General features: G+C 73.3%; 14 protein-coding genes. 12 read left to right on the forward strand and 2 right to left on the reverse strand.

The annotated features are described in order from the left end of the window. The first annotated feature begins 867 nt into the window (after window positions 1-867). Complete coding sequence (locus NX801_RS05545) at window positions 868-2,436, forward strand: PP2C family protein-serine/threonine phosphatase (protein WP_258785849.1); 1,569 nt, start codon at window positions 868-870, stop codon at window positions 2,434-2,436. A gap of 307 nt (window positions 2,437-2,743) precedes the next feature. Beyond that, window positions 2,744-4,204 carry an aminopeptidase P family protein gene (locus NX801_RS05550; protein WP_258785850.1) on the forward strand — a complete coding sequence of 487 codons (1,461 nt, stop codon included), beginning with the start codon at window positions 2,744-2,746 and terminating at the stop codon, window positions 4,202-4,204. Window positions 4,205-4,425: 221 nt separating this feature from the next. On the opposite strand, the gene NX801_RS05555 is transcribed toward NX801_RS05550, so the two are convergent. Then, window positions 4,426-4,878 (reverse strand): ATP-binding protein, encoded by a 453-nt coding sequence (locus NX801_RS05555; RefSeq protein WP_258785851.1) that lies wholly within the window; start codon window positions 4,876-4,878, stop codon window positions 4,426-4,428. 442 nt (window positions 4,879-5,320) lie between these two features. Between NX801_RS05555 and NX801_RS05560 the strand changes: the two genes are divergently transcribed. From NX801_RS05560 to NX801_RS05600, 9 genes are all read left to right on the forward strand, one after another. Further along, window positions 5,321-6,145, forward strand: a complete 825-nt coding sequence (locus NX801_RS05560) for a hypothetical protein (RefSeq protein WP_258785852.1) — start codon at window positions 5,321-5,323, stop codon at window positions 6,143-6,145. 108 nt (window positions 6,146-6,253) lie between these two features. Beyond that, window positions 6,254-7,057: a YcnI family copper-binding membrane protein gene (locus NX801_RS05565; protein WP_258785854.1), complete on the forward strand. Its 804-nt coding sequence runs from the start codon at window positions 6,254-6,256 to the stop codon at window positions 7,055-7,057. 34 nt (window positions 7,058-7,091) lie between these two features. Then, window positions 7,092-7,793, forward strand: a complete 702-nt coding sequence (locus NX801_RS05570) for an SCO family protein (protein ID WP_258785856.1) — start codon at window positions 7,092-7,094, stop codon at window positions 7,791-7,793. Continuing rightward, window positions 7,790-8,254 (forward strand): copper chaperone PCu(A)C, encoded by a 465-nt coding sequence (locus tag NX801_RS05575; protein ID WP_258785857.1) that lies wholly within the window; start codon window positions 7,790-7,792, stop codon window positions 8,252-8,254. The genes NX801_RS05570 and NX801_RS05575 overlap by 4 nt, the downstream gene beginning before the upstream one ends. An 18-nt stretch (window positions 8,255-8,272) precedes the next feature. Beyond that, the gene (locus NX801_RS05580) at window positions 8,273-10,456 is read left to right on the forward strand and encodes a copper resistance protein CopC (RefSeq protein ID WP_258785858.1); all 2,184 of its coding nucleotides are present in this window, start codon (window positions 8,273-8,275) and stop codon (window positions 10,454-10,456) included. Between the two features lie 68 nt (window positions 10,457-10,524). Then, window positions 10,525-11,760, forward strand: coding sequence for an iron uptake transporter deferrochelatase/peroxidase subunit (efeB, locus tag NX801_RS05585; protein ID WP_258786108.1), 1,236 nt, complete (start codon window positions 10,525-10,527; stop codon window positions 11,758-11,760). Between the two features lie 109 nt (window positions 11,761-11,869). Further along, the gene (gene pheA, locus NX801_RS05590) at window positions 11,870-12,805 is read left to right on the forward strand and encodes a prephenate dehydratase (protein ID WP_258785859.1); all 936 of its coding nucleotides are present in this window, start codon (window positions 11,870-11,872) and stop codon (window positions 12,803-12,805) included. A 723-nt stretch (window positions 12,806-13,528) separates the two neighbouring features. Beyond that, complete coding sequence (serS, locus tag NX801_RS05595) at window positions 13,529-14,818, forward strand: serine--tRNA ligase (RefSeq protein ID WP_258785860.1); 1,290 nt, start codon at window positions 13,529-13,531, stop codon at window positions 14,816-14,818. Next, complete coding sequence (locus NX801_RS05600; RefSeq protein WP_258785861.1) at window positions 14,815-15,636, forward strand: HAD family hydrolase; 822 nt, start codon at window positions 14,815-14,817, stop codon at window positions 15,634-15,636. Before serS ends, NX801_RS05600 begins: the two co-directional genes overlap by 4 nt. Before the next feature lie 562 nt (window positions 15,637-16,198). Here the strand turns inward: NX801_RS05600 and lpdA are convergent. Then, window positions 16,199-17,602, reverse strand: coding sequence for a dihydrolipoyl dehydrogenase (gene lpdA, locus NX801_RS05605; protein ID WP_258785863.1), 1,404 nt, complete (start codon window positions 17,600-17,602; stop codon window positions 16,199-16,201). A gap of 267 nt (window positions 17,603-17,869) precedes the next feature. Here lpdA and NX801_RS05610 point away from each other — a divergent pair, with 267 nt between their 5' ends. Further along, on the forward strand, window positions 17,870-18,547 hold the full coding sequence (locus NX801_RS05610) for a FadR/GntR family transcriptional regulator (protein WP_258785864.1): 678 nt from the start codon (window positions 17,870-17,872) through the stop codon (window positions 18,545-18,547). The last annotated feature ends 109 nt before the right edge of the window (window positions 18,548-18,656 follow it).

The raw sequence follows: 18,656 nt of genomic DNA on the forward strand, positions 1-18,656 counted from the left end.
CGACCGGTTCGCCCGGGCCGGCCGGTTCGCCCGTGCCGGAGGCGGGCCCGCGCCGGTCGCGTCGCCTTGTCCCTGTGCGTTCACGTGCCTGCGTGCCCACGTGCCGGTGTCGTACTCACGCGCCTGTGCCGTACTGACGCGCCTGTGCGCCCGCGCACCTGCGTGTCCGCGCATCCGCGCCGCGCCGAAAGCCGGTGACTGCTGCCTGCGTTGACTGCACTGTCCGGGTTGTCTGCGTTATCCGGGTAGTACGCGGTACCTGCGTCGACTGCGCCGACTGGGTTGCCTGCGTTTTCGCCTCCGGCCCGCGCCGGCCGTGCTGGTCCTGCTGTCCATGTCGTCGGTGCTGTCGGTGCTCTCAACGGGACACCCCCGCCATCGCGCCGCCGGCGTCTTCGCGCTGCCCGCGTCGGCTCGGGCACCCGTCCGCGACACCGGCCGCAGCCGGGCCGGGCCGGTCGGTCCGGGTCCATTAAACGCACGGCGAGGGGTGGCGCGGGCAGGGAACTCGCCGTCTCCACCGGACTCCGCCCGACGGATCGCGTCGGGTCTCGCCCGGCGGCCGGAACCGCCGAACGGGCGGTCCGGGGCACCGGATGGCACCCTTCGGCGGTGAGGACGCCGTGCCCTCCGCACCGGTTCCGTACCGCCCCGACACCCCGTGGCGGACATCTTTCCCGTACCCCGCACGCTCACGATGACGCTCTCCGCCGATCATGCCGACGATCACGCCGATCGCGGTTGGCGCCACCGCACCGGTGGGACACGGGCCTTCGAACGCGCTCAGTCGATCGCAAAAGGAAGTCATGGAGGGTAATTTTTGGCCAAGTTGGCCCGCTCGTAAATAGCGCGCGCCCCGTCGGGACAATGCTGGACATCGCCTTACTTCTGCGTGTACTTGTGGACGCAGTGGTAGCGGCGCAGAACGACATGGGGGTTTGCGATGCTATTGAGCGGAACCAGCCGGTCGGAAAGCCGGCCGTCATGAGCGCCCCTCACCTGCCGAAAGTGGCCGGAATCGATCCGGCCGAAGATGTTTCCGCACACACTGTGCCGACTCTGCCCGGTATCCCCGCGCCGCCCGGCGGGCCCGGTGCCCCGATCCAGGACCGGCTGGCCGGCTGGGTCTCCGACCTCACCACGCTCCACGAACTCACCGAGCGGCTCGCCCGCACCGACGCCCTGGACGCCGCTCTGCGCGAGGTGCTCCGGGCCGGTGCCGCGCTGGTCGGCGCCCGGCGCGGGATGGCGGTGCTGGAGCCGGCCGACGGCCACGGCCCGGTCACCACCGTCGGCCTCGGGCTGGCCCACTCCGAACTGGGCCACATCGAGACCGTGCCGCGCTCCGCCACCTCGTACGGGCGGATCCTGGAGGGGCTCCCGGATCCGGTCGCCGTGCCCGATCTCTTCCGCGACGAGGAGCTGGACCCGCGCCACCGGGAGGTCGCCGCCCGGCTCGGCTACGCGGCCAGCTATGCCGTGCCGCTCGCCACCGAGGCGGCCGGAAAGCTCGGTGCGGTCGTCTGGTTGTACGACGAGCCCGCCGAGCCGGACGAGCGGCGCCGCCATCTCATGGGCCTCTACGGGCGGTACGCCGCCGAGCACCTGGCCCGGCTGCTCGAACTGGCCCGGGGCCGGGCCACCATGGCGACCCTCGCCGAGGAACTGCTGCCCAGCCGGCTGCCCCGGGTCCCGGGGGTGCGGCTGGCCGCCCGGCACCGCACCTCGGCGGCGGGCGGCGGCGACTGGTACGACGCGCTGGCGCTGCCCGAGGGCGCGCTGGGCCTGGCGGTCGGCTCGGTCTCCGGGTCGGGACCGAGCGCGCTCGCGGCGATGGGCCGGCTGCGCGCCTCGCTGCGGGCGTACGCGGTGATGGAGGGCGAGGACCCGGTGGCCGTCCTCTCCGACCTGGAACTGCTGCTGCGGCTGACCGAGCCGGCGCGCTCCGCCACCGCGCTCTTCGCCTATCTGGAGCCCGTCGGAGGGGCCGGCGGATCCGGTCCGGCCTGCGGGGCGGGGCGCCGGAAGCTGGTGCTGGCCGGGGCCGGGCACACCCCGCCGCTGATCGTCGGGGAGCACCGTACCGAGTACGTGGAGACCTCCCTGTCGGCCCCGCTGGGGATGCTGGCCTGCTGGGAGGCGCCCAGCGTGGAGCTGGTCCCGGAGCCCGGCGAGACGGTGCTGTTCTACACGGACGGGCTGCTGCGGCGGACCGGGGAGCCCATGGACCGTGCCTTCGCCCGGCTGCACACCGCGGCCGCGACCGTGCCCCGGGCCGACCGGGACACCCCGGACGCCGTCGCCGACCATGTGCTGCGCGCCCTGCTGCCGGGGGCGCCGGACTCCCCCGGGACGGCCGGCGGCCCGCGCACCGGGGCGGGGCGGGGCGACGGGAACGACGAGGATGTGGTGCTGCTGGCGGCCCGCTTCGAGTAGCGGGCAGCGCCCTGAGGGGCATAGCGGGCCGCGCCCTGAGGGGCATGGGGCGCCGGGGCGTGCGCCGGGGCCCGGGGCGTACGCCCGAACAGGTCCGGCGGATACGGGCGCATCCCGGGGGGGGCGGGCCCGGCGGATACGGGGAGCGCCCGGGGGCAGGTCGGGGCCGGTTCGGCGGGTGCGACGGCCCAGGGCGAGCGGCCGGTTTCGCGTGATCGTCCGGCTCCGGGGCTTCCGACCCTGGACCCTGCTTTGTACGACCGTACGATGGAGATGGTCCAGAGTCGTACCAGAGGAGGCGGACCCCGTGGCGGAAGAGCCCAACCCGGAGATCCCGGAAGCGGAAGACGAGCCGATCAAGCAGCGCAAGAACGGCCTGTACCCGGGCGTGTCCGACGAGCTCGCGGAGAGCATGCGGACGGGCTGGGCCGACACCGAGCTGCACGGTCTTGAGCCGATCCCGCAGGCCGCCCACACCGCCGCCCGCCGCGCGGCGCTCTCGCGGCGCTTCCCGGGCGAGCGGCTGGTGATCCCGGCGGGCAACCTGAAGACCCGCTCCAACGACACCGAGTACGCCTTCCGGGCCTCGACCGAGTACGCGTACCTCACCGGCGACCAGACCCATGACGGCGTCCTGGTCCTGGAGCCGGCGGCCGGCGGCGGCCATGACGCGACGGTCTATCTGCTCCCCCGCTCCGACCGGGAGAACGGCGAGTTCTGGCTGGACGGCCAGGGCGAGCTGTGGGTCGGCCGGCGGCACTCGCTCACCGAGGCCGAGCAGCTGCTCGGCATTCCGGCCAAGGACGTGCGCGAGCTGACGGCGCACCTCGCCGAGGCCACCGGCCCGGTGCGGAACGTCCGGGGCCACGACGCGGGGATCGAGGCGGCCCTGACCGACAAGGTCACCGCCGAGCGCGACGAGGAGCTGCGGGTCTACCTCTCCGAGGCCCGCCTGGTGAAGGACGAGTTCGAGATCGCGGAACTCCAGCGCGCCTGCGACTCCACCGCGCGCGGCTTCGAGGACGTCGTACGGGTCCTGGACAAGGCGGAGGCGACCAGCGAGCGCTATATCGAAGGAACGTTCTTCCTCCGCGCCCGGGTCGAGGGCAACGACATCGGCTATGGCTCCATCTGCGCCGCCGGCCCGCACGCCACCACCCTGCACTGGGTGCGCAACGACGGCGCGGTCCGCTCCGGCGAGCTGCTGCTGCTCGACGCCGGTGTCGAGACGACGCACCTGTACACGGCCGACGTCACCCGCACCCTGCCGATCAACGGCCGCTTCACCGAGCTCCAGCGGAAGATCTACGACGCCGTGCACGACGCCCAGGAGGCGGGCATCGCGGCCGTCAAGCCGGGCGCCAAGTACCGCGACTTCCACGACGCGGCGCAGCGGGTGCTGACCGAGCGGCTGGTCGAGTGGGGCCTGGTCGAGGGCCCGGTGGAGCGCGTGCTCGAACTGGGGCTCCAGCGCCGCTGGACGCTGCACGGCACCGGCCACATGCTCGGCATGGACGTCCACGACTGCGCGGTCGCGCGCACCGAGACGTACGTCGACGGCACCCTGGAGCCGGGCATGTGCCTGACCGTGGAGCCGGGTCTGTACTTCCAGGCGGACGACCTCACGGTGCCGGAGGAGTACCGGGGCATCGGCGTCCGGATCGAGGACGACATCCTGGTGACCGAGGACGGCAACCGGAACCTCTCGGCGGGGCTGCCCCGGCGCTCCGACGAGGTCGAGGAGTGGATGGCCCGGCTGAAGGGCTGACCGCGGGGCCCGGGCCCCGGGCGGGACGTGGCCCTGACAGGAGCTCCTGGGGGCTTCCCGGGACTCCCGGAAGCTACCCGGGGCCCCCTGGAACACGGACGGGTCCGTGGCGTGGGTGCGCCACGGACCCGTCGGCGTTCGTGCGGTGCTCGGCCGGCGCCCGTCCCTGGGCCCGCCGTCACGGACCGGCGCCGGTGCGGTGATCCGGGTGGCCGAGGGGTTCAGGTGGTGAGGAGGGGCGCGTCGGTGCGCCATTTGACGATCTTGTCGAAGCTGACCACCGCCCCGCCCCGGCCCGAGCGGTTGCCGAAGTGGACGTGGTCGGAGAGCTCCTCGATCAGCCGCAGCCCCCGCCCGGACTCGGCCTCGGGGGCGGCCCGGCGGACGACGGGCACCGGGGCGGCCGGGAAGCCGGGGCCGCAGTCGGCGACCTCGATCCGGCACTTCTCGCCGTCCAGATAGGCCGTCACCCGGTACTCCTCGGTGACCCGGCCGGCGCCTGCGGCGCCGCCGTGCTCGACGGCATTGGCGCAGGCCTCGCTCAGCGCCAGCGAGAGGTCGTAGGAGATCTCCGGGTCGACGCCCGCCGTCTCCATGGTGCCGAGAAGCAGGCGCCGGGCGAGCGGCACGCTCGCGGCCTCGCGCCGCAAATGGAGTGACCACCAGATGCTCATGCTCCAGCCTCCTGGCCGCGGCTCGACATACCGATACGTATTGCCTCCCGGCACCGCTCGTAAGCGCCCTCCGGACGGGCGCTCCCTGTTCGGCGGATGCGCGTGCCCCGGACGACGGTGTATGCGCCGGGGATGCGGCGGTGACCACGGCGGTGGTGCGGCCGGCGTTCCGGAGCTGTCGCGTACCGGCGCTCCGGATCTGGCGCGTACGCATTCCGGGCCGTCGTGTACCGCCTGCCGTGCCTGCCGTATACCGCCTTTCGGGGCTGTCGCGTACCGCCCTTCGGGGTAGTCGCGTACCGGATCCGCCGTGTGCCGGCTTCCGTACCCGCCGTAGCGGGTCTTCCGGACCTGCCGTATGCGGTCCTCCGGATCCGCCGGGCGCCGGCGTTCCGGGCCTGCCGTATGCCGGGCCGGGCGTCAGTGCGATGATGGCCCGGCCATGTCTGCCCCGTCCGCCACGCCACGGCTGCTGAGGGCCGCGGTGTTCGCCGCGGTCTGTGTCGTGCTGTCCGCGCTGGGGCATGTTCTCGCCGCCTGTGCCGCCGTGCCGTGGTGGACCGTGGCCGTCGGATTCGCGGTCGTTGTGGTGCTCGCGGTGCCGTTCGCCGGGCGGGTGCGCTCGCTGGCGGCGGTGGTCTCGGCGCTGGCGGCCGGACAGCTGGGCCTGCACGTCCTCTTCGGCCTGGGCCAGCAGCGGCTGGCGATGGGCGACGGGGCGGACGACGCGCTGATCCGGATGGCCGCCCGGCTGGTCTGCGGTGGTGCGGGTGCCGCGTCGCTGAACGCCTCGGACGCCCGGCGGATCGTGGTACGCGCCGGGCTCGACCCGCATGACGCGGCCCCGGCCGCGCACTCCGGCCACCTGGGCCACCTGAGCCACTCGGGGCAGCTGGACGCCGCGCACTCCCTGGGCGCGGGTGACGCCGCCGGGCTGCTGCCCGGGCTGCCGATGGTGCTGGTCCATCTGTTCGCCGCGCTGGCCACCGGCTGGCTGCTGCGCCGGGGCGACCTGGCGCTGCTGAAGCTGGTCCGGCTCTCCCGGCGGGGCGCCGACGAGGTGGCCGAGGAGGCGCTGCGCGGGCGCTCGCTGCGGGCCGCGCTGCTGCTCGTACAGACCCTGCTGACCGGTGCCGCGCTGCTGCCGGTGCCCGGGCCGCGCGGGCGACGGGCCGACGACGGCCGTCCGCCGGCGCCCGCGGTGGAGGCACTCGCGCACTCGGTGATCAGGCGCGGCCCGCCGGCCGTACTGGTCCTCGCAGCCTGACGCGGCCCACTCGACGGGAGTGGTGCCGCGGCGCCCCCGCGCGCGCCCGGCTCCGGGCCCGTGCCGGTGGTGCGCGCCACCCTTCTCACTCCGTGGAGTGTGCTTGTCATGAACACCATTCGCGCGTCCCGTACCGCCCGCGTCGCCCGTGCCCCCCGTACCTCTCGCACCGGTCTGGTCCGGGCCGCCGCCCTGGCCGGCGGGGTCGCGGTCTCCTCCGTCGCCCTGCTCTCCGGCACCGCCTTCGCGCACGTCAGCGTGCAGCCGCAGGGCGAGGCAGCCAAGGGCGGTTACGCGACCGTCAACTTCAAGGTCCCCAACGAGCGGGACAACGCCTCCACCGTCAAGCTGGAGGTCACCCTGCCCGCCGATCACCCGATCGCCTCGGTGATGCCGCAGCCGGTACCGGGCTGGACCGTGGCGGTCGAGAAGACCAAGCTCGCCAAGCCGCTGGAGATGCACGGCAAGAAGATCACCGAGGCTCCGTCGAAGATCACCTGGACGGCGAGCGGCTCCAAGATCGCCCCCGGTCAGTTCCAGCAGTTCCCGGTCTCGCTCGGCCAGCTCCCCGAGGACGCCGACCAGCTCGTCTTCAAGGCGCTCCAGACGTACGACAACAAGGAGGTCGTGCGCTGGATCGAGGAGACCAAGGAGGGCGCCGCCGAGCCGGAGTCCCCGGCGCCGGTGCTGAAGCTGTCGGCGGCGGGTGAGGACCACCACGGGGGCGCGGCGGCCAAGAACGACGATCACGCCAAGGGCGACGATCACGACGACAAGGACGCCGGGGGCGCCGAGCGGGCGGACGGTGACTCCAGTGACACCACCGCCCGGGTGCTCGGTGTGGTCGGCATCCTGGTGGGTGCCGCCGGTGTCGCCTTCGGCGTGCTGGCCGGACGCCGCCGGTCCGCCTGACGACCGGCATCCGGATATCCGAGAGAGAAGTTCCATGCGCATCCCCACCAGCGCCGGGCGGCTCCGCCGTGCCCGGCGCACCACGCTGACCGCGGCGGCGCTCGCCGCCGCGTCGGTGCTCACCCTCACCGCCTGCCAGAGCGGCGGCTCCGGGGACGACGACGGCCCCGCCGCCGTCGTCTCCGGCGGCTCGTCGCTGAACGAGGGCGAGGGCAGGGTGCTGGACCGGCCGTTCGAGAAGCCGGCCCTCGTGCTCACCGACACCACCGGCAAGCCGTACGACCTCCGGGCGCGTACCAAGGGCAAGCCGACCCTGATCTACTTCGGCTACACCCACTGCCCGGACGTCTGCCCGCTGACCATGAGCAACATCGCGCTGGCCAAGCGGCAGCTGCCCAAGGCGGACCAGGAGAAGCTCCAGGTCGTCTTCGTCACCACCGACCCGGAGCGGGACACCCCCGCCGAGCTCGGCACGTGGCTGCCGGGCGCGGGCGACCCCTCGTTCACCGGGCTCACCGGCCCGTTCCCCGCCATCCAGGCCGGGGCGCGGAAGCTCGGCATCGGCATCTCGCCGTCGGTGAAGGAGAAGGACGGCACGGTCACCTCGATGCACGGCGCCCAGGTCATGGCGTTCTCGCCGAAGACCGACCGGGGCTATGTCCTCTACGGCGAGGGCACCAGCGCCGAGCAGTACGCCAAGGACCTGCCGAAGCTCATCAAGGGGGAGAACCCGTGAACCGCCGCACCACCGTCACCGCGCTCTCCGCCGCCCTGGCCCTCGCCGGGACCCTGGCCCTGGGCGGCTGCGCGGGCGACAAGCCCGACGAACCCGCGCTGAAGGTCAGCGGGGCGTACATGCCGCAGCCGGTCAACAACGAGATGGCGGGCGGCTTCCTGACCCTGAGGAACGACGGCGCGGCGGCCGACGAGCTCGTCTCCGTCACCGGCGACATCTCCGGCGACATCTCGATCCACGAGACGGTCGACCAGAAGATGCGGCCGGTGAAGTCCCTCGACATCCCGGCCAAGGGCGAGCTGAAGCTCGAACGGGGCGGCAACCACCTGATGTTCATGGGCCTCAAGCGGACGCTGAAGCAGGGGGACACGGTCTCGGTGAAGCTGCGCTTCGCCAAGTCCGAGCCCATCGAGGTGAAGCTCCCGGTGGAGGCGCCGAACCACGATCCCGCGCACCACTGACCCCGGGGGACTGACACCATGACGGCCATCGCCCCACCCTTCGGAACCACCCCGCCCCGGCCGCCGCGCCGCGCCCCGGGGCGGCTCCCGCGGCTGCCCGGGTCGCTGTGCGCGGCGGTCATGGCGGCCGTGGCGGCCCTCGGGCTGCTGCTCGCCGCCGCGCCGCCGGCCGCCGCGCACGCCGCGCTGACCGGGAGCGACCCGAAGGACGGGGCGGTGGTCGCCACCGCGCCCGCGACCGTCACCCTCAGCTTCTCGGAGCAGGTCGCCCTGGGCGACGACTCGATCCGGGTGCTGGAGCCGAGCGGAAAGCGGGCGGACACCGGGGAGTTGCAGGACCTGTGCAGCGGTTCGCAGGTCAAGTACGGCGTCACCCTGCACTCCGGGCTGCCGGACGGTACGTACACCGTCGCCTGGCAGGCGGTCTCGGCCGACAGCCACCCGGTGGCCGGGGCCTTCACCTTCTCCATCGGAGCGCCCTCCGAGACCTCGGTGGCGCTGCCCGACCAGGAGGTGGGCGGCGGACTGGTGGGCGCACTGTATGGAATCGCCCGCTATGCCTCGTACGGCGGTTTCATTCTGCTGGTCGGCGGTGCGGCGTTCGTGCTGGCCTGCTGGCCGCGCGGGGCGACCGTCCGGGCCGTGCAGCGGCTGGTGGTGTACGGCTGGGTGGCGCTGGCCGCCGCCACGCTGGCGCTGTTGCTGCTGCGGTCGCCGTACACCGGCTCGGGGCGGCTGACGGACGCGTTCGACCTGGCCGGGCTCGGGGCGGTGCTGGAGACGAAGACCGGTACGGCGCTGATCTCCCGGCTGCTGCTGCTCGGCGCGGCGGCGCTCTTCGTGGCGGTGCTCTTCGGGGCGTACGCCCGCCGGTACGCGGCGGTGGCGGCCGTGGCGGGGGCGGGCGCCGGGGGCAAGCCCGGGGCCGAGGGCGGTTCCGCCACCGGGGACGTTTCCGGCGCCGGTTCCGATGCCGGGGCCGGGGACGGGGACGAGGAGGTACGGAAGGACCTGGCGTTCGGGCTCGCGGTCGGCGGCGGAGTGGTGGCCGCGGGCATCGCGGGGACCTGGGCGCTCTCCGAGCACGCCTCCACCGGGTTGCAGCCGGGCGTCGCGATGCCGGTGGACATCCTGCATCTGCTGGCGATGGCCGGCTGGCTGGGCGGGCTGGTGGCCCTGCTGGTGACGCTCCACCGGGAGCCGTCGATCGAGCCGGCGGCGGTACGGCGGTTCTCCCGGCTGGCGTTCGGGTCCGTGGCGGTGCTGGTGGCGACCGGGATCTACCAGTCCTGGCGGCAGGTCGGCACCTGGTCGGCGCTGACCGGGACGTCGTACGGACAGGTGCTGCTGGTCAAGATCGCGCTGGTGGTCGGCCTGGTGGCCCTCGCCCGGTTCTCCCGGCGCTGGACCGGGCAGCTCACCGAGGGCGCGGACGGCGAGACCATGGACCGTACGGGAGGCCCGGGGGACGCCGGGACCACCGAGGCCACGGAAGCCAGGGAGGCCACCGAGGTCGCGGACCGTACCGAACGAATTGGACCGGGCGAGGGTGCCGGGGAGGCGAGGGGCGTCGCTGCTCGCGGTGGCGCCGCCGGTACGGGCCGGTCGGCCGGGGCGGAGGTCTCGCCGGAGCGGGCGGCGCAACTGGCCCGGCAGCGGGCCGCCGTGGCGTCCGCCCGGAAGCAGCGGGCCAGGAACGCCGACTCCGGGCGGGCCGGGCTGCGCCGCTCGGTGCTCGCGGAGGCGGGGGTCGCGGTGGTACTGCTCGCCGTCACCACCGTACTGACCTCGACCGAGCCCGCCCGGACGCAGGAGGAGGCGGACCGGGACCGGGCCGGGACCGCCACCACCGTGCCGGACCGGCCGGTCGATCTGAGCCTGCCCTTCGACACCGGCGGCCGGAACGGCAAGGGCACGGTCCGGCTGAGCCTGGACCCGGGCCGCTCGGGCGCCAACGTGCTGCATGTGCTGGTGGACGGGGCGGACGGCAAGCCGCTGGACGTCCCCGAGGTGAAGGTCTCCTTCACGCTGAAGGAGCAGAAGATCGGGCCGCTGCCGGCCGCCCCGGAGCGGATCGCCGCCGGGCACTGGAGCGCGGAGAACCTCCAGATCCCGATGCCGGGCGAGTGGACGCTCCAGGTGACCGTCCGGACCTCCGACATCGACCAGACCACTCTCGACAAAAACGTGAAGATCGGTTGACCGGCGTGGACCACACGGACGAGAAGAAGAACGAGCGGGAAGGGCCGGAGGCCGCCGGGCGGGGGCCGGTGACGGTCGAGGTGTCCCGGCGGCGGTTGCTGGGTGCCGTGGGCGCGGCCGGCGCCACCGGGGTGGTGCTCGGCGCGGCCGGCGGGGCGGCCGGATACGCGGCGGCCGGGGACGGCCCGGCCGGTGGCACGGCGCTGTCGGCGGTCGGCTCGGCCTCGGCGCCGTTCCGGGGCGCCCACCAGGCCGGCATCGTCCAGCCGCTCCAGGCGCGCGGCCATCTGATCGCTTTCGACCTGACGCCGGGCACCGGGCGCAAGGAGGCGATCGCGCTGCTGCGCCGCTGGTCGGCGGTGGCCGAGGCGCTGATGGCGGGGAAGCCGGCCGGCGACGGCGACACCGGGGTGGCGCTGGACGCCGGGCCCTGCGCGCTGACCGTGACCTTCGGCTTCGGCGCCTCCTTCTTCGACCGCACGGGGCTGGTGGACCGGCGCCCGGTGCAGCTGGAGCCGCTGCCTGCGTTCTCCGCCGACCGGCTGGACCCCCGGCGCTCGCACGGCGACCTCTGGGTGCAGATCGGCGCGGACGACGCGCTGGTCGCCTTCCACGCGCTGCGGGCGATCCAGCGGGAGGCGGGCGCCGGGGCGAGGCCGCGCTGGCAGATGAACGGCTTCAACCGCTCGCCGGGCGCCACCGCGCACCCGATGACCGCCCGCAATCTGATGGGCCAGATCGACGGCACCGGCAATCCGAAGCCCGCCGAACCCGACTTCGACCGGCGGATCTTCGTCGCGCCGGGCGGCGCCCAGCCGTGGATGACCGGTGGCTCGTACGCCGTGGTGCGCCGGATCAGAATGCTGCTGGACGACTGGGAGAAGCTGCCGCTCGCCAAGCAGGAGCAGGTGATCGGCCGGCGGAAGTCGGACGGCGCCCCGCTGACCGGGGGCGGCGAGACGACCGAGCTCGATCTGGACCGGACCGGTCCGGACGGCAGGCTCGTCGTCCCGGGCAACGCCCACGCCCGGATCACCGCGCCCGAGCAGAACGGCGGGGCGGCGATGCTGCGGCGCCCGTTCTCGTACCACGACGGCATCGACCCGGACGGAACGCCGGACGCGGGGCTGCTCTTCATCGCCTGGCAGGCCGATCCGCTGAAGGGCTTCGTGCCGGTGCAGCGGAAGCTGGACCGGGGGGACGCGCTGTCGCCGTTCCTGCGGCACGAGGCGAGCGGGCTGTTCGCGGTGCCCGGCGGTCCGGGGGACGGCGAGTACGTGGGCCAGCGGCTGCTGGAGGCGTAGGGCGGGGACGCGAGCGGCGTGAGGGGCGGGGACGCGCGAGTGGCGTGAGGGGGGAGCGGGGCCGGGTGACGGCCGGGCCGGGTGCTCCGGGGGCCATTAAGGTGACGGTATGTCGGCCACGCGATACACCTACCTCGGCCCCGAGGGCACGTTCACCGAAGCCGCCCTGCGGACGCTGCCGGAGGCCGCGACACGCGAGCTGGCGCCGATGGTCTCGGTGCCGGCCGCGCTCGACGCGGTACGCAGCGGGGAGGCCGCCGCCGCCCTGGTGCCGATCGAGAACTCGGTGGAGGGCGGGGTGACCGCGACCCTCGACGAACTGGCGTCGGGCGAGCCGCTGATGATCTACCGCGAGGTACTGCTGCCGATCACCTTCGCGCTCCTGGTCCGGCCCGGCACCGAGCTGTCCGCCGTCAAGACCGTGACCGGCCACCCGGTGGCCCAGCCCCAGGTGCGCAACTGGCTGCGCGCCCACCTGCCGGACGCCGTCTGGGAGTCGGCCGCCTCCAACGCGGACGGGGCCCGGCTGGTGCGGGACGGGCGGTACGACGCCGCCTTCGCCGGGGAGTTCGCGGCGGCCCGGTACGGCCTGGAGCCGCTGGTCACCGAGATCCACGACGCCCAGAACGCCGAGACCCGGTTCGTGCTGGTGGGCAGGCCGGCCCGGCCCGCGGCACCGACCGGCGCGGACAAGACCTCGGTGGTGATCTGGCAGCGCGACGACCACCCGGGCGCCCTGCTGGAACTGCTCCAGGAATTCGCCGTGCGCGGGGTGAACCTCATGCTCCTCCAGTCCCGGCCGACCGGTGCGGGAATCGGTAACTACTGCTTCGCCATCGACGCGGAGGGCCACATTTCCGACCGGCGGGTCGGGGAGGCGCTGACGGGCCTGAAGCGGATCTGCCCGGAGGTGCGGTTCCTCGGCTCCTACCCGAGGGCGGGTGTGACGCCGGGCGAGGTCTCGGCTCCGCGCCCCGGCACCTCGGACGGCGATTTCACGGCCGCCTCGGACTGGCTGGCCCGCTGCCAGGACGGACGCGTCTGAGTCCGAGTCCGAGTCGGACGGAAGCGTCTGGCAGACGCGTCCGGCGGACGCGCCGGGCCGGGCGAAGCGGCGTACGGGTTATCCACAGGGCGCCTTCTCCACCTGGGGACAAGTCGACAACCCGGCTCGTGGCAAGGTCGACAAATCAGCTTCTATGGGGCACGCCATCGCGGGCGATGGAGAAACGCCCTCTGCCGAACCTTTCAAGATCACGTCACCTCAATTCCGGCAATCACCCCCTTCAGGTGAAGAATTCCCACCCGAATGAGCGGATGAGGGCGGTTTGGTCAAGGATTCTCAGGGTGCGCTTCAACTCTTGGAATGATCAATTCCGGCGCCCGAGTGCCCCGGGGGGAGTCTCCACACAGCCTGTGGATAACTTTCGGGAATCTCCCCCTCCTGTGGATTTCCGGGCCGAGGGGCGGGCGGAGTGATCCCCACTCGCCCTCAGCCCGGCCGCCCGGGCGTCCAGCCGCACCCCCCGGCCGCACCGCCGGCCGCACCACTCGGGCGCGTCGGCCGGCCGCACCCCCCGGGCGTGCCGGGAGAGAACAGAAGGAAAAGGGACCGGAGGGCAAATAGGGCGAATGTCTCCAAATTCGCGATTACCCTCATTCCCCGGAAAGCGCTCGATGGCTATCGAAGCGCTCGTCGCGGCACCCAGGTCTCCACGGCCGCCGTTATGGGGTGGGGGCGCCCCTGCCGCCCCGGTAGCCTGGTGGGGTGATTGACCTTCGCCTGCTCCGTGAGGACCCCGACCGTGTTCGCGCCTCCCAGCGCGCCCGTGGAGAGGACGTCGACCTGGTCGACGCCCTGCTCTCCGCCGACGAGCGGCGCAGGTCGTCCGGCGTCCGCTTCGACGAACTCCGCTCCGAGCAGAAGGCGCTCGGCAAGCTGATCCCCAAGGCGTCCCCCGAGGAGCGCGGCGAGCTGCTCCAGCGGGCCGAGCAGCTGAAGGCGGACGTCAAGGCGGCCGACGCCGCGCAGCACGAGGCCGACGAGGAGGCCAAGCGGCTGCTCCTCCGGCTCGGCAACCTGGTCCACCCGGACGTACCGGTCGGCGGCGAGGAGGACTTCGTCGTCCTGGAGACGCACGGCACCGTCCGGGACTTCGGCGCCGAGGGCTTCGAGCCCAAGGACCACCTGGAGCTGGGCGAGGCGCTGGGCGCCATCGACATGGAGCGGGGCGCCAAGGTGTCCGGCTCGCGCTTCTACTACCTGACCGGGGTCGGCGCGCTGCTGGAACTCGCGCTCGTCAACGCCGCCATCGCGCAGGCGACCGCCGCCGGGTTCGTCCCGATGCTGACGCCCGCGCTGGTCCGGCCGCGCGCCATGGAGGGCACCGGCTTCCTGGGCCAGGCCGCCGAGAACGTCTACCACCTGGAGAAGGACGACTACTACCTGGTCGGCACCTCCGAGGTGCCGCTCGCCGCGTACCACATGGACGAGATCATCGACGCCGACCGGCTGCCGCTGCGGTACGCCGGGTTCTCGCCCTGCTTCCGCCGGGAGGCCGGCACCTACGGCAAGGACACCCGCGGCATCTTCCGGGTGCACCAGTTCGACAAGGTCGAGATGTTCTCGTACGTCGCCCCGGAGGACGCCGAGGCCGAGCACAAGCGGCTGCTGGAGTGGGAGAAGCAGTGGCTGACCTCGCTGGAGCTGCCGTTCCAGGTGATCGACGTGGCCACCGGCGACCTGGGCGCCTCCGCCTCCCGCAAGTTCGACTGCGAGGCGTGGATCCCGACCCAGGGCAAGTACCGCGAGCTGACCTCCGCCTCCAACTGCGACGGTTTCCAGGCGCGCCGGCTCTCCGTCCGGATGCGTGACGACCGGAACGGCAAGAAGAGCGTGCAGCCGCTGGCGACGCTCAACGGCACGCTCTGCGCCGTACCGCGCACCATCGTGGCGATCCTGGAGAACCACCAGCTGGCGGACGGTTCGGTCCGGGTGCCGGAGGCGCTCCGCCCGTACCTCGGCGGCCGTGACGTACTGGAGCCCCTCGCCAAGTGAGCACCTTCCCGTACAAACTGGTCGCCACCGATCTGGACGGGACGCTGCTGCGCTCCGACAGCTCGGTCTCCGCGCGTACCCGGGACGCGCTCGCCGCCGCCACGGCCGCGGGCGCGGCGCACATCGTCGTCACCGGGCGCTCGGTGCCGTGGACCCGGCACATCCTGGACGACCTCGGGTACGACGGTCTCGCCGTCTGCGGCCAGGGCGCGCAGGTCTACCACGCGGGCGAGCACCGGCTGCTGACCTCGGTCACCCTGGACCGGCAGCTGGCCGGACTGGCGCTCGCCAAACTGGAGGCCGAGACGGGCCCGCTGGCGCTGGCGGCCAGCCGGGACGGGCTGGACGGCGAGGTGCTGGTGAGCGCCGGCTACCGGCTGCACGACGGCCCGCTGCCGGTGCGGCCGTTCGAGGACCCAGCCGAGCTGTGGGCGGCCCCGCTCAACAAGGTGTACATCCAGCATCCGGAGCTGGACGACGACGAGCTGGCGCGGCTGGCGCGCGGGGTCGTCGGCGGTCTGGTGGACGTGGTGATGGCCGGCGCGGGTGTCGTGGAGCTGCTGCCGCTCGGGCTGACCAAGGCGACCGGGCTCTCCCTGGCCGCCCGGCGGCTGGGGGTGAAGGCGGCGGAGACCATCGCCTTCGGGGACATGCCCAACGACATCCCGATGTTCGGCTGGGCGGCGCACGGGGTGGCGATGGCCAACGCCCATGACGAGCTGAAGGCCGTGGCGCACGAGATCACCGCCGCCAATGACGCGGACGGCATCGCGGTGACGCTGGAGGAACTGCTGACCGGGCGGCCGGGCGCGCGCTGAGCCGCCCGCGGCCGGCCCGGAGGCCGACCGTCCGTGGCTCCTGCCGGCTCTCGGCGGCCGGTCCCCGGAGCTCCTGCCGGCCGTCAACGGCCCGGCTTCCGGAAGACCTGCCGGCCGGGGAGGAGTCGGCCGGTCCCCGGGAGACCTGCCGTCTGCCGGTGGCTTGACTCCTGTCGGCGGCCGGTAGTGGTCCGGCTCCTGCCGTCTGCCAGTGGCCGGCGGCCTTGCTTCTGCCGTCTGCCGGTGGTGGTCCAGCTCCTGCCGCCTGCCGCCTGTCTGCGGCCTGCGCGGCTTCTGCCGGTGGCCGGCCGGAAACGGGGGTGACCCGCGCGAAGTCGCGCGCTCGAAGCGGTCACCCCCGCCCTGTTCCGGCACCGCACGGCCGGTGCCGCACTCACTGTGCCCCTTGACGGGACGGGTCTCCACCGGTTTTTCCGGGTTCGCCCGGAGCCTTCGCGACGGCGGCCGGGACCGCCCGGGCCCGGCGCACCGGGCGGCCGGTCCTGTCACGACGGCCGGCCGGCCGGCTCTTCGGGGGGCTCGGGCGCCCGGGCCCCCGGCGTCAGAAGTTGATCATGTGTCCCGCCAGTCCGTGCACGGCCTCCTTGACCGCCTCGCCCAGTGTCGGATGGGCGTGGATGTTCCGGGCCACCTCATGAACCGTCAGGTCCCACTGCTGGGCCAGGGTCAGCTCGGGCAGCAGCTCGGTGACATCGGGGCCGATCAGATGCGCGCCGATGATCTCACCGTGGGTCGCGTCACTGATGATCTTCACAAAGCCGGTGGTGTCACCGAGCCCGTGCGCCTTGCCGTTCGCCATGAACGGGAACTTGGCGACCTTGACGTCGAAGCCCTTCTCCTTCGCCTGCGCCTCGGTCCAGCCGAAGCTGGCGATCTGCGGCTGGCAGTAGGTGGCGCGCGGGATCATCGGATAGTCCAGCTCCATGGTCTCGGCGTCCGCGAGGGTCTCGGCGGCGACCACGCCCATCGCCTCGGCGGTGTGGGCCAGCATCAGCCTGGCCGTCACATCGCCGATCGCGAAGATGTGCGGGACGCTCGTACGGCACCGGCCGTCCACCTCGATGGCACCGCGCTCGGTGAGCCGGACCCCGGTGGCCTCCAGGCCGTACCCGGTGACATTCGGCGCGAAGCCGATCGCCTGGAGCACCTTGTCGGCCTCCAGCACCCGCTGCTGCCCGTCCTTGCCGGCGACCGTGACCCGCAGCCGGGGGCCCGACTCGTCGATGGACTCGACCTTGGTGGCGGTGAGGACGTCGATACCGAGCTTGCGGTACTGCTTCGCCAGCTCTGCCGAGACGTCCGCGTCCTCCAGCGGGGCGATCCGGTCCAGGAACTCGACAATGGTGACCTTCACACCATAGTTGTGCAGCACATAGGCGAACTCGACGCCGATCGCCCCGGCGCCCGCGATCACGACCGACTCCGGCAGGTCCTCGGCGAGGATCTGCTCCTCGTACGTCACCACCCGCTCGCTCCGCCGGGTGCCGGGCAGCAGCCGGGGCGTGGCACCGGTCGCGATGACGCAGTGGTCGAAGGTGAGGGTGCTCTCCGAGCCGTCGGCCTTGTCCACCCGGAGGGTGTGGTCGTCCAGGAAGGTGCCCCGGCCGGTGAACTCGGTGATGCCGTTCTTCTTCATCAGGAAGTGGACGCCCTTGACCCGGCCGTCCGCGACCCGGCGGCTGCGCCGGAACGCCTCGCCGTAGTCGAAGGAGACCTGGCCGTCCACCTGGATGCCGTAGGTCTTGGCCTCGTGGGTGAAGAGGTGGGCCAGCTCGGCGTTGCGCAGCAGCGCCTTGGTGGGGATGCAGCCGACGTTGAGGCAGACACCGCCCCAGTACTTCTCCTCCACCACCGCGACCCGCTTGCCCAGCTGGGCGGCGCGAATGGCGGCGACATAGCCGCCGGGGCCTGCTCCGAGCACGACGACGTCGAAGCGGTCTGACATGGCTGCTCCCCTGGGTCCGAGAAAATCCGCGAGATTCGAGAGATTGCGCGAGATCCTGCGAAATTGCGAGAGATTGCGAGAGATACGAGAGTCCGGGCGATCCGGGTGTGCCGTGCGGAGCCTGCCCTTCGCGGTGGGGCCGGCGCCGGTCCACAGTAAGCCTGCGGGGGCGGGGTGCAGAATGATCGGGCGCTATTTGTAGGATGACCGGGCAACCGGGTGATTCCGGGGGCTGGGCGCGGGACGGTACGGAAGGGGCTGGGCGCGATGGCGGCGTTGCGGGCAGCGGGGCGGATCTCGCTGGTCGACGGGGTGGTCGAGCAGTTGCGCGGCCAGCTCGCCGTGGGCGAATGGGCGGTGGGCGACCGCATCCCGACCGAGCACGACCTGGCCGAACAGCTCGGCGTGGGGCGCAATACGGTCCGGGAGGCGGTCCGGGTGCTGGTGCACGCCGGGCTGCTGGAGTCCCGCCAGGGCCATGGCACCTTCGTCCGCTCCACCGCCGACCCCGCCGCCGTGCTCCGCTCGGTGCGGGCGGCGGGCGCGCTGGACGTGCTGGAGCTGCGGGTGGCGCTGGAGACCGAGGCCGCCCGGCTGGCGGCCGCCCGCCGGGACGCCCATGACCTGTCGCTGCTGCGGGCGGCCCTGGTGACGCTCCGCCAGGAGGGCGACCGGAACGCCGACGCGGACCTGGCCTTCCACCGGGCGGTGGTCGAGGCCACCCACAACGCCGCGTTCACGGAGGTGTACCGGTTCTTCTCGACACAGGTCCACGAGCACCTGGTCGAGGCGCTGGGCGACCGTTCCATGCCGCCGGTCGACCTGGACGCCCACGAGGCGCTGGTGGCCGCGATCGAGTCCGGTGATCCGGAGGCAGCGGAGGCGGCGGCGCGGGAGCTGCTGCGGGCGCCGCTGGCCGCGGTCCGGGCGGCGGCGGGGCGCTGACCGGCGGGGGGTAGGCGGAGGGCTTGCCTTCGGGGGTGGTCCGGGAGCCGGTCCGGAGGCCCGGAGGCCCGGGGCCAGTAGGGGGGTTCGGTCCGGGGGCCGGGGGCGG

This window comes from Streptomyces pyxinae, assembly GCF_024756275.1.
Classification (GTDB): Bacteria; Actinomycetota; Actinomycetes; order Streptomycetales; family Streptomycetaceae; genus Streptomyces; species Streptomyces pyxinae.